The sequence below is a fragment of the Glaciimonas sp. Gout2 genome, from assembly GCF_035018905.1.
Classification (GTDB): domain Bacteria; phylum Pseudomonadota; class Gammaproteobacteria; order Burkholderiales; family Burkholderiaceae_D; genus Glaciimonas.
On record NZ_JASJXA010000020.1, the window covers coordinates 72,253 to 83,208 of the forward strand.

Annotated in this window: 11 protein-coding genes; 4 read left to right on the top strand and 7 right to left on the bottom strand. The window is 49.1% G+C overall.

What is annotated here, in order from left to right:
* Nucleotides 1-157 precede the first annotated feature (157 nt).
* The 3 genes from argF to QN379_RS14630 form a co-directional block, all read right to left on the bottom strand.
* Entirely contained in the window at nt 158-1,075 is a 918-nt protein-coding gene (gene argF, locus QN379_RS14620) for an ornithine carbamoyltransferase (RefSeq protein ID WP_322237033.1), read from the bottom strand.
* A 178-nt stretch (nt 1,076-1,253) separates the two neighbouring features.
* Nucleotides 1,254-2,120, bottom strand: a complete 867-nt coding sequence (rsgA, locus tag QN379_RS14625) for a ribosome small subunit-dependent GTPase A (protein ID WP_322240535.1) — start codon at nt 2,118-2,120, stop codon at nt 1,254-1,256.
* 88 nt (nt 2,121-2,208) lie between these two features.
* A complete protein-coding gene (locus QN379_RS14630; protein WP_323506958.1) occupies nt 2,209-3,501 on the bottom strand; it encodes a M48 family metallopeptidase in 1,293 nt (430 codons plus the stop codon).
* A gap of 78 nt (nt 3,502-3,579) precedes the next feature.
* Between QN379_RS14630 and orn the strand changes: the two genes are divergently transcribed.
* Entirely contained in the window at nt 3,580-4,176 is a 597-nt protein-coding gene (orn, locus tag QN379_RS14635) for an oligoribonuclease (protein WP_322237036.1), read from the top strand.
* A 135-nt stretch (nt 4,177-4,311) separates the two neighbouring features.
* Here orn and QN379_RS14640 read toward each other — a convergent pair whose 3' ends face one another.
* The gene (locus QN379_RS14640) at nt 4,312-5,010 is read right to left on the bottom strand and encodes a UPF0149 family protein (protein ID WP_322237037.1); all 699 of its coding nucleotides are present in this window, start codon (nt 5,008-5,010) and stop codon (nt 4,312-4,314) included.
* 193 nt (nt 5,011-5,203) lie between these two features.
* Nucleotides 5,204-5,638, bottom strand: coding sequence for a diguanylate cyclase (locus tag QN379_RS14645; RefSeq protein ID WP_323506959.1), 435 nt, complete (start codon nt 5,636-5,638; stop codon nt 5,204-5,206).
* Nucleotides 5,639-5,859: 221 nt separating this feature from the next.
* Between QN379_RS14645 and QN379_RS14650 the strand changes: the two genes are divergently transcribed.
* Both QN379_RS14650 and QN379_RS14655 read left to right on the top strand, forming a co-directional pair.
* Nucleotides 5,860-6,852: a serine/threonine protein kinase gene (locus QN379_RS14650; RefSeq protein WP_322237039.1), complete on the top strand. Its 993-nt coding sequence runs from the start codon at nt 5,860-5,862 to the stop codon at nt 6,850-6,852.
* Between the two features lie 121 nt (nt 6,853-6,973).
* A complete protein-coding gene (locus tag QN379_RS14655) occupies nt 6,974-7,993 on the top strand; it encodes a DUF2891 domain-containing protein (protein WP_322237041.1) in 1,020 nt (339 codons plus the stop codon).
* A 422-nt stretch (nt 7,994-8,415) separates the two neighbouring features.
* Here the strand turns inward: QN379_RS14655 and QN379_RS14660 are convergent, their stop codons facing one another.
* Nucleotides 8,416-8,745 carry a multidrug efflux SMR transporter gene (locus QN379_RS14660; protein WP_322237043.1) on the bottom strand — a complete coding sequence of 110 codons (330 nt, stop codon included), beginning with the start codon at nt 8,743-8,745 and terminating at the stop codon, nt 8,416-8,418.
* Between the two features lie 223 nt (nt 8,746-8,968).
* Nucleotides 8,969-9,886 carry a LysR family transcriptional regulator gene (locus QN379_RS14665; protein ID WP_322237045.1) on the bottom strand — a complete coding sequence of 306 codons (918 nt, stop codon included), beginning with the start codon at nt 9,884-9,886 and terminating at the stop codon, nt 8,969-8,971.
* Between the two features lie 122 nt (nt 9,887-10,008).
* Here QN379_RS14665 and QN379_RS14670 point away from each other — a divergent pair, with 122 nt between their 5' ends.
* On the top strand, nt 10,009-10,752 hold the full coding sequence (locus QN379_RS14670; RefSeq protein WP_322237047.1) for an SDR family oxidoreductase: 744 nt from the start codon (nt 10,009-10,011) through the stop codon (nt 10,750-10,752).
* Nucleotides 10,753-10,956 lie beyond the last annotated feature (204 nt).

Here is a 10,956-nt window from a genome sequence, read left to right on the forward strand (position 1 = left end):
ATTCAGTAATTAAGTTGCTAGCTAACGTGTTAACTAAGTGGCTTTTCGGTCGGCGTCAACGTGGCGTTACACCGCTTGAAAGTCTGCTTAGGCGATCTGGTTGCATTCTCGCTTGCGTAGGAATGTAAGACAGAAATCGCATTTAAAAATATACATTTCAGGTATCGAGTTTTCCTACCACCAGATATTCCAACAGTGCTTTCTGCACGTGCAAGCGATTTTCAGCCTCGTCCCAAACGACCGATTGTGGTCCGTCGATGACTTCGGCTGATACTTCTTCACCCCGATGCGCGGGAAGACAATGCATGAAAAGTGCGTCCGGCTGTGCACGTGCCATTTTGGCCTGATCCACGATCCAGCCATCGAAGGCTTTCAGGCGTGCATTATTTTCAGCCTCATAACCCATACTCGTCCAGACATCGGTCGTGACCAAGTGTGCGCCCACGCAAGCATCCGAGGGATTATCGAACAAAGTGTATTGCGTGCTATCAGCGGTGACCAGCATCGGATCGAGATCGTAGCCTTTTGGCGTTGAGATATTGACGTGAAAGCCAAACACCTGCGCCGCTTGTAGCCATGAATACAACATATTGTTGGCATCGCCGATCCACGCTATCGTCTTGCCAGTGATAGAACCACGTTGTTCAACGTAAGTGAAAAGGTCCGCCAATACCTGACATGGATGATATTCATTCGTCAGGCCATTGATCACCGGCACGCGTGAATTGGCAGCAAAACGCTCAATGATGTCCTGGCCGAAGGTACGGATCATGATGACGTCGCACATGCGTGACATCACTTGTCCGGCGTCCTCGACCGGTTCACCACGTCCGAGTTGGCTGTCGCGCGTGTTGAGATAAATGGCGGCACCGCCGAGTTGATGCATTCCGGCCTCAAACGACAAGCGGGTGCGGGTCGAGTTTTTCTCGAAAACCATCACCAGCGTGCGATCAAGTAGCGGGTGGTGCGGCTCATAGTTCTTAAACTTACGCTTGATGATGCGGGTACGTTCAATGATGTACTCGTACTCATCGAGCGTAAAGTCGGAAAACTGCAGGTAGTGTTTGATTGCCATAAATGAAAATGGCGGCCAGTGGTAGATCTGCCGCCGAAGTTTCTAACCCGTTCAATTATAAGGGATATTGCTCAAAAAGATACCTAAGGAAGGAGCCTAATCAACCTTATCTCCGCTACAAGCCATGCACAAGCCACGGCGTATCGGAAGCATGTTGGGATGGCCGCATCATCTGGCTTCAATACAGTGTTTGTGATGATTCATGCAACAGTTGCTTATAGAGCTGATGCCGCATTGGGGCAATTTTTCCTTCTTGCACCGCTTCAAGAACAGCGCAATTCGGTTCTATCAAGTGATGGCAGTTGTAAAATTTACATTTCCCCAAAAATGGTGCGAACTCTCGAAAAGCGCGTTCCAGCATGCCTTCGCTGAGTTGATACAGGCCAAACTCCTGAAATCCGGGCGAGTCAATGATGTAGGTTTCATCGTCAGCCGTTGGATGCACTTCATACAATCGGGTGAAAGTCGTCGTGTGTTTTCCGGTATCCAATGCCGCCGAGATTTCCCGGGTGGCAATGTCAGCGTCTGGCACGATCAGATTGATGATCGATGATTTGCCCATACCTGATTGCCCGATCAGGATGGTCGACTGGTTTTCCAGAAGAGGCATTAAGGTGGCGCAGGTTTGCTCTGGCGCTCCTATTGCCGATACTTCGTGGATCGGATAGCCAAGCTTGGCATACGGTTGTAGCCGTTCGCGTGTTCTCGGCAGTGAGGCGACGATGTCGGTTTTGTTCAATATGATGTGCGCGGCGACACCCGCCGCTTCAGCCGCCACCAAGGCGCGCGAAATCAGATCGTCGGTAAAGCCCGGTTCCGTCGCCACGACGATAAATAGTTGTGAAACATTGGCGGCGAGCAACTTCGATTTGTATTGATCCGAACGGTATAAGAGGCTGCGCCGTTCTCCGAGGGACTCGATCACCGCCTGGTTTTTTGAGGTCATGTTGAGATTGACCTTATCGCCCACGGCAACATCGCTCTTCTTGCCGCGTGTCACGCAATGCAGTTTTAAGGACTCGCCATCCACTAGCGCCTGAACCATATAGTGACGTCCGTGGGCCGCGATGACGACGCCGACAGCATTGGCGATGCCCGTTTTTACCGCTTTACCCGGCTTCGGTTTGTAATGATCAACCATGGAATGTAACCGGTTCTAATTTTGTGGCGAGTAGCTTATTGATACGTACCGAGGCTGGAGGATGCGAATCGTAAAACGCGGAATGTAACGGATCAGGCGTGAGCGTCGAGGCGTTGTCCTCGTACAATTTAACCAGCGCGGCGACCAGATCGTCAGCATTAGTATATTTGGCTGCAAACGCATCTGCTTCAAATTCATGCTTTCGCGAAGTGATTGATGACAGCGGTGACAACATGAACGTAAAAATTGGCAGTGCCAGCATGAACAAAATTAATGCCATCGCATTGTTATTCGAAAGGTCAGATAACAGCAACGGAATAACGCCAAGTCCGGTAAAAAACCATAATTGTTCTTTGAGATAACCGAGTAATGCCAAGAAAACAAGTGAGACTGCAAATATGACCACGATCCGCTTAACAATATGTTTGAGTTTGAAATGTCCCAATTCATGCGCCAATACCGCTTCGATTTCATGCGGTGCAAGGCGCGCCAGTAATGTATCAAAAAAGACAATACGTTTGCTAGCGCCAAAGCCGGAGAAATAAGCATTGCCGTGCGCGCTGCGCTTGGAGCCATCCATGACGAACAGTCCTTTTGAAGCAAAGCCGACACGCTGCATCAACCCTTCGATCCGTGCTCGCAAGCTGTCATCAGTCAATGGCGTGAACTTATTGAACAGCGGTGCGATCACCGTTGGAAACAGAATGAGCATCAATAATTGGAAACCGCTCCACACCAGCCAGGCATAAAACCACCAAATATCACCGGATTTTTCCATGAGTAACAAAATCACCCAAATCAACGGCAAGCCAATTGCAGCCCCCAACAAGGTGCTTTTTAACAAATCGGCGAAAAACAGCTTATGCGTCATTTTGTTGAAACCATAACGCGCTTCAAGAACAAATTGTTTGTAATAGGCAATTGGCAAATCGATTACGCCAGAGATCAGTACAAAGGCGACCACCAGGCTCATTTGATACAACATGCCAGAACCGGTCCAGCCATATAATGAGCCGGATAGCCATTGCAAGCCACCCAATAGCGTGAAGCCGATCAACACAACGGCATTGATGAGTAAGCCAAAAAGTCCAAATTTGGTCTTGGCAACGGTGTAATCTGCGGCCTTTTGATGCGCCGAAAGATGAATTTTTTCGGCGAATTCGGGTGGCACTGCGCTACGATGCTGGATGACGTGACGAATCTGTCGCGAACCGAGCCAAAAGCGTACTGATAGGCTTATTGCCAAAAAAACTATAAATAATACTGAAAATGCAAATGAAGACATGTTGTCCCTATGTGAGAAAATACGCGACTGACGGCGAAAACTAATCGCGTTTCCCAATAAATAGTAAAGAGAACAATTATGTCACAAGCTATCGATTCATCGACACCATCCGCACCTGTTGTGGCGCCATTACGTCCGAATGAATTCAATCTGATCTGGGTTGATATGGAAATGACCGGACTTGACCCGGATGCAGAGCGCATTATTGAAGTGGCGGTAGTCGTCACCGACCCGCAACTGAATATTCTGGCAGAAGGTCCGGTTTTTGCGATTCATCAGTCTGATACATTCTTGGATGGTATGGACGCCTGGAACAAAGGCACGCACGGTCGCTCTGGTTTGATCGAACGCGTCAAGACCTCCACGGTGACTGAAGCCGAAGCCGAAACTGAGCTGATCGCCTTCTTGCGCAAATACGTACCGAACGGCAAATCGCCGATGTGCGGCAACACTATTTGCCAGGATCGTCGTTTCATGGCGCGTGGCATGCCTAAGCTGGAAGCGTTCTTCCACTATCGCAATCTGGATGTCTCAACATTAAAAGAATTATGCCGCCGCTGGAAGCCAGAGTTGGCGAGTGGATTCAAAAAACATCAAAAGCACACGGCGTTGGCAGATATTCTAGAGTCAATTGAAGAGCTGAAATACTACCGCGAACACTTTATTAAAGAGTAAGCCGGACACGCGTCAAGATAGGCGTTCAAGCAAAAAAACCTCACCGCTCATATGAATCGGTGAGGTTTTTTATATTGTGCAATGCATTCCGCTATATCGGATTGCCCACCATTGCAGACAGCGCTGCAAAGTTAATTATTCTTCAGCTAACCCAGCGCCACAGCATTTTTTAAATTTCTTGCCGCTACCGCACCCGCACAGATCATTACGTCCGACTTTTGGTGTTTCGCGTTGAATCGTTTTGACTGCGGATTTACGGTTTGGCAACCAATAACGATAGATTTCCGGAATGGCCGATTCGACTTCCACTGTCAATTTATGGCGCTTGACCGGATCCTCGCGCAAAAGCATTTCCTCTTCTTCCAGCTCTTCGGCCCCAAGCAAATAAATCGGCCGCACCACGGTCGCTAAATTCGAGGTCCAGATTGGCTCCCACGCTTTGGCGCGTAGATTAATACCTTCCCAGAAACCCCACGTCCACGCTTCACCATCCAGCAGCGGCTTTCCTTCATGCTCAAACTCGCAAAATAATGGCTCGTATTCTTTTGGTGCCACTTCCAACGTCACCGCGATTTCATTCATGTAGCGCGCTATCAGGCCGACAGTGCGCTCGAATTCCTTGTCAGACTTAAACTTAGGCGCATCCTTCAGTGATGGTCCCCAGACGTGCGGTAACCACTCACCAAGTAAAACTTGCTCTGGCCCGATCACCAGCGCGGTCAGATAACCATGCAGCGTATCCATCGTCATGCTTTCTTCGCCGCAGCGGTCGGAAAGCAAAAAGTCGTCTAATTCATCAAATTCTTTATCTGATAACGGTTCGTCAAGTTCCATCGTGATGCCTATATAAAATGTAAGTGTAAAGTGCGCGATGGCGGATTTTACGATTGAAATGCGCCAAACCTGCAAAAAGCGTCAAAAAACAATCAAATCACGGGAGTGTTGACTAGCTCCGGCCATTTTATTGCCGACGCTCAGTCAAATGAACGTGAAGATCAGCTTGGGAAGTCCCGTCCTAGTGCGTGCATTAGCCGATCTCTTCTTCGAAATTAAGCTCAATGCCGTTACCAGCAGGATCTTTGAAGAAAAGCTGGGTTTGCCGCGTTATCTGCACCAAAGCAACTTTGTACACGACTTGATGCAGCGCCAATCGTGCTCGCATCTCTGCCTGATTGATACAGGTAAAGGCAACGTGGTCAAAAGTGTTGGGCCTTGTATTTTTTGCATCACCTAATAATGCGTCGCTTGGTACTTCCTGCACTGCTTCGCTGGCAATCTCATTCATTGCCTGACTCAAATGCAAAATCGGGCGACCGCCTGCATAAAGCCAAAATCCGACACTATTAAAAGCAGGGCGCGCACCTTCTTCGAGACCCACAACATCGCAATAGAAATCCCTGAGTATCATCATCAGGTCGTGCGGTGCGCGTAAATTGTAATGATTGAGGCCGATGGCTGGCATGAAAAATTCCGGTTGAATTGATGTCGACAACAACGGCCACTTGTTCTCCGTAACCCAAATTTTACGCCTGTTGAATGATGACGTTGTGCTTTATCCCATTGTGGCAAAAATGACGGTCAATAAGCGGTATTCCTTCGGTTGGAAAAAAATAGTGACCGTGACTGAAATATTTGGATGTCACGAAAGATGATAGGGCGACATTGCAGCTTACAATGGAGATTATGAACCTACTCACACCCGCATCATTTTCTACCTTGACCCCGGACACCGTGCTCGATGCGCTCGACAGCATTGGCTTACACGGCGATGGTCGTTTGCTTGCGCTCAATAGCTACGAAAATCGGGTTTATCAGATTGGGATGGAAGATGGTCCTCCGCTGGTGGCGAAATTTTATCGACCACAGCGTTGGAGCGATGCCGCGATTTTGGAAGAGCATGCATTTGTGGAAGAACTTGTAGAGCGCGAAATTCCCGTAGTGCCAGCTTCGGCGAGTAAAGACGGCAATACTTTGCATCAATTTCACGGCTTCAGATTCGCAGTGTTTCCACGCCATGGCGGACGTTCGCCTGAATTGGAAGATAGTGCGACGTTAGAATGGCTCGGACGATTTTTGGGTCGTATCCATTCGGTTGGACAATTAAAAACATTTCAACATCGGCCTACGCTAGATATCACCACCTTCGGAATCGAGCCAAGTAATTATTTGTTGGGAAGCGGGTTTGTGCCCGAAGATCTGCTTGCGGCTTATCGCACTACTGTAGCGCAGGCGCTCGACGGTGTGCGGCGCTGCTTTGATCGTGCCGGTGACGTTGGCGCGCTGCGCTTGCATGGCGACTGTCATGGCAGTAACGTACTCTGGACCGATGCCGGGCCGCACTTTGTCGATTTTGACGATAGCCGCATGGGACCCGCTGTACAAGATTTATGGATGTTATTGTCGGGTGAACGTCAGGACATGGTGCGACAGTTGTCCGACCTGCTTGCAGGATATGAGGATTTTTGCGATTTCGATCCGCGTGAATTGCATCTGATTGAAGCGTTGCGAACCTTGCGTCTGATTCACTATTCGGCATGGATTGCCCGGCGTTGGGATGATCCTGCCTTTGCCGTTGCATTCCCCTGGTTTAATACGCAGCGCTACTGGCAGGATCGCGTGCTGGAGTTGCGCGAGCAGATCGCATTGATGGATGAGCAACCGTTGTGGCCAGCGTAAGGTTTCTGGCAACTAGATGGCTGGAATTGACGCAAAGCTCGTCAGCAAAACGCCTCGATTTAATTGACGGCAGTTTTGCTACTTCTAAAGCGTATATAGACAAAGTAATCGAAGATACATAATGACATCAAACAGCAAAACACTCACACCCGCATTGGCATCTCAGTTTGCCAACATGGTCCTTGGTCATCTGACGCAGGAATACCCCAACAAACTGACGCATACGCTAGATAGCGCCGCCGATGTAAAGAGTCCTCGCGCCCTCTATCCCATTTTTTACGGCAGCTACGACTGGCATTCTTGCGTTCACGGTTATTGGTTACTTACGCGGTTGTTGACGCGTTATCCGACATTGGCGGAAGCTTCGGCAATACGGGCCGTGTTTGACCAACAACTGACTGAAGAAAACGTAAAAGGTGAGTTGGCCTATCTTGCATCGCCATCACGCGCCGGCTTTGAGCGTCCATATGGATGGGGGTGGTTACTGGCGTTGCAGTCTGCGCTGAACAAACTTGACACCCCAGAAGGCCAGCGTTGGGCCAAAACCTTAATGCCGCTGTCCGATGCTTTTGTTGCCCTTTTCGTTAATTTTTTGCCTAAAGCAACTTATCCGGTGCGCGTCGGTACGCATTTCAATACGGCCTTTGCGATGACGTTGGCGCTGGAATACGCCCGTGCGGTTAATAACACACAGTTGGAAACACTGATCGCCGAAACGGCACGACGGTGGCATGCCCAGGACGTGGACTGTCAGGCCTGGGAACCAAGCGGGGATGAATTTTTGTCGCCTGCGCTGATGGAGGCTGAACTGATGCGGCAGGTTTTGCCAGCCGCCGAATTTGATACGTGGTTCCGTGCATTTTTGCCTCATCTGGCGCAACGTCAACCGGCTACCTTGTTTGAACCAGCAACAGTTACTGACCGAAGCGATGGCAAGATTGCGCATCTGGACGGACTTAATTTTAGTCGTGCCTGGTGTCAGCGTTCACTGGCAGGTGCATTGCCGTTGGATGATGCACGTTCAGTCGTATTATTGGATGCAGCCGATCACCATTTTGACAGTGCCATTGCACATATTTCTGGTGATTATATGGGGGAACATTGGTTGGGAACGTTTGCTTTGTTGGCTTTGGAGGCTTGATTTATTGTGCAGGTATTTTGAGTCGGGAAGGGCTTGCGGTTCGATGCTTGGATAACTTGAGCGGTTGGTGCTCCGTGGATGCTGGTCGGGGTAGCCCGACAGGTAGTTACTTTCTTTTGCCTCGGCTCGGCGCCCCCGCCAAGAAAAAGTAACCAAAGAAAAGGCGACCGCAACTGACGCTGCCCTGCGGGTTCCCAAGTATTTCAGCCGTCAGTCGGGTTGAAAGACCAAATCGCTTCGCTCAAACATGTCTTCCAACAATTCCCGACTGACAGCTGAAATACTTGGCAGCGTCCTTGACGGGGTACGTCAAATTCAAAAGCAACTGTAACTGCAACTTCCACAGCATTTATAGTGGCTGTGATTCAGTTTGCAATAACCCCGTCTACAAGCTTTATATGTCAATAAACTTAAGCGAACGGTTAATGCGCAACCGATTTAGAAAAGACATTCAGTACGACGACGCCCGCCACAATCAAACCGATCCCGATCAACGCTGCGGTGTCCAACGTTTGTTTGAATACTAGCCACCCGATCATGGCGATTAGCGCAATACCAATGCCGGACCACATCGCATACACGATGGCGACCGGCAATGTGCGCAATGTTAGCGACAGAAAATAAAACGCGATCAGATAACCTGTGACGACTACGATTGACGGCAGCAAGCGGGTGAACTCGCTGCTGGCTTTTAGTGCGCTGGTGGCAATGACTTCTGCGACGATAGCGATACCTAAATAGAGCCAATGCATTATTTTCCTTAGAAGCCAGTACTGGCGCAGCGGGTGAAAATTGGTCGACTAACATCATCGATTTTGGATTTTCTCAGTTCACGTTAAGTCGCTATCGGTTTGCGTATTTCTTTGTGCGTGCGTTCTGCGTGAACATCTGATCATATAAGAACAGACAAACACCTCGGATGTTTGCGCGACAGGTTTTTGCATGAATGCGGCATGCCGATAATATTGGGAGCGCTTACTCGCTGTCTGTGCCATGGGGTTCTTCGTCGGACAGAGCGAGAATCAACGCATCAAATACAAGTCGGATTCTGGCGGGTACCGGACCTCGCTGTGGTCGATACACAAACAAGCCCCAAGGCTCGGGAGCCAGTTTTTCCATCACAGGAATAAGCTCTCCGGCGGCGATTAATTTTTCCACTAAGAATCCCGGTATCTGACCATACGCCAGGCCCGATAGCACCGCCGCCAATTCAGCTTCTGCGTCATCGCAAATAAAACGTGCGTTGGGAGGGTTAGATTGCTGTCCTCCCGCGAATAACCATGGCCATGGTCGACCGGTATCGCGATCAAACATGGCGGTGGTTGGGAGTGCGTTTAAATCTTCTATATGTTTGGGATCGCCATGTTCGGCAAAGAGGCCCGGCGTAGCAACCACATGAAAGCGCACTTTGGCGACCTGTCGTGCGACGAAACGGCTATCGCGTAAATACCCCATCCGTACGCCGATATCGATTTTTTCACTTACCACGTCAGCATGGCGGTCACTTAGACGAAGGTCGAAACGGAGTTGAGGATGTTGTTTTGCAATCAACGTGAGCGCAGGCAACAATAACTGACGCCCGAGGACGCTGGGTGCGGTCAGCGTTATCAGACCTTCCAATTCCAACTCGCTAGTTTCATCGGCGCTTACAAACAGACCATCCAATTGCGCTACGCTTTGACTGGCGCGGGTTGCGAGCATTTCGCCGTAGGCAGTAATTTGGACATTGCGTGTATTACGATGAAACAGAAGCTCACCTTGTAATCGTTCAAGCTCTCGCACCGCTCTGGTGACCGCTTGCGGCGATATACCAAGTTTGATCGCGGCTTCTTTAAAACTGATTGCTTCCGCTGCAACACAAAAGATACGCAACATTTCTAAGCGATTTAACATTTTCCCTAACTATTCCAAAAAATGGAATTATAAAGTGAAATATTGATCATTTACTGGCAGATAGTATCCTACGATACTTGCTCCAACGCAAAAAATGTTTTGCATAAACTGGAGTAACAAAAATGAACAAAAATATCGAAGGTAAAGTAGTTGTGATTACCGGTGCCAGCAGCGGTTTGGGTGAAGCCACTGCGCGCCATCTGGCCGCTCTTGGAGCTTCAGTGATGCTCGGCGCACGGCGCCTGGATAAATTGATTCAGATTGCCGCTGACATTCGCGCAGCAGGTGGAAAAGTAGAGATTGCTGCCACAGATGTGACGCAGGCTGTTGAAGTGCAGGCGTTGATCGACGCCGCCGTCCGCACTTTTGGACGTGTCGATGTATTGGTAAATAACGCGGGGTTGATGGCGATTGCGCCGATGAGCGAGACCAAGGTGGATGAGTGGGATCGGATGATCGACATTAACATCAAAGGCGTGCTCTACGGCATTGCAGCGGTATTGCCAATTTTTCAAAAACAAGGCAGTGGACATTTTATTAACATTGCTTCGGTGGCCGGTATTAAAGTATTCAGTCCGGGCGGCACTGTTTATAGTGGCACCAAGTTTGCCGTGCATGCGATTACTGAAGGATTACGTCATGAAGTTGGTGGCGCGATCCGCACCACGACCATTTCGCCAGGTGCGGTGGATTCCGAACTCAAGCTGGGCAGTTCCCACGAGGCAAGTGCTGCGTCAGTGAATGATTTTTATCAGATGGCGATTCCAGCGGATTCGGTTGCGCGTGCAATCGCTTACGCAATTGAGCAACCCGCTGGCGTGGATATTAATGAAATTGTCTTGCGGCCGACGGTTCAGGATTTCTAAGTTAGTAAGTGTTTAACCTAAATAATGCCATAAATTTTTTCATTAATATTGTTATAAATGTTGTACTAAATATTGCACGAGCATGATTGAGCTAAGTGAAAATGCTTAGCTATAAAATAGTAAATAGTAAAGATAAAAGCGGCGCTGAGTGTGCCGTTTTTTCTTTTTAAAGTCGTTATTATAAAATTATCGATTGCTGTAAAT

Excerpts from the sequence above, each read along its gene's own strand:
- argF (WP_322237033.1), bottom strand. The coding sequence starts at position 1,075 with ATGGCAATCAAACACTACCTGCAGTTTTCCGACTTTACGCTCGATGAG.
- rsgA (WP_322240535.1), bottom strand. The coding sequence starts at position 2,120 with ATGGTTCAGGCGCTAGTGGATGGCGAGTCCTTAAAACTGCATTGCGTG.
- QN379_RS14630 (WP_323506958.1), bottom strand. The coding sequence starts at position 3,501 with ATGTCTTCATTTGCATTTTCAGTATTATTTATAGTTTTTTTGGCAATA.
- orn (WP_322237036.1), top strand. The coding sequence starts at position 3,580 with ATGTCACAAGCTATCGATTCATCGACACCATCCGCACCTGTTGTGGCG.
- QN379_RS14640 (WP_322237037.1), bottom strand. The coding sequence starts at position 5,010 with ATGGAACTTGACGAACCGTTATCAGATAAAGAATTTGATGAATTAGAC.
- QN379_RS14645 (WP_323506959.1), bottom strand. The coding sequence starts at position 5,638 with ATGCCAGCCATCGGCCTCAATCATTACAATTTACGCGCACCGCACGAC.
- QN379_RS14650 (WP_322237039.1), top strand. The coding sequence starts at position 5,860 with ATGAACCTACTCACACCCGCATCATTTTCTACCTTGACCCCGGACACC.
- QN379_RS14655 (WP_322237041.1), top strand. The coding sequence starts at position 6,974 with ATGACATCAAACAGCAAAACACTCACACCCGCATTGGCATCTCAGTTT.
- QN379_RS14660 (WP_322237043.1), bottom strand. The coding sequence starts at position 8,745 with ATGCATTGGCTCTATTTAGGTATCGCTATCGTCGCAGAAGTCATTGCC.
- QN379_RS14665 (WP_322237045.1), bottom strand. The coding sequence starts at position 9,886 with ATGTTAAATCGCTTAGAAATGTTGCGTATCTTTTGTGTTGCAGCGGAA.
- QN379_RS14670 (WP_322237047.1), top strand. The coding sequence starts at position 10,009 with ATGAACAAAAATATCGAAGGTAAAGTAGTTGTGATTACCGGTGCCAGC.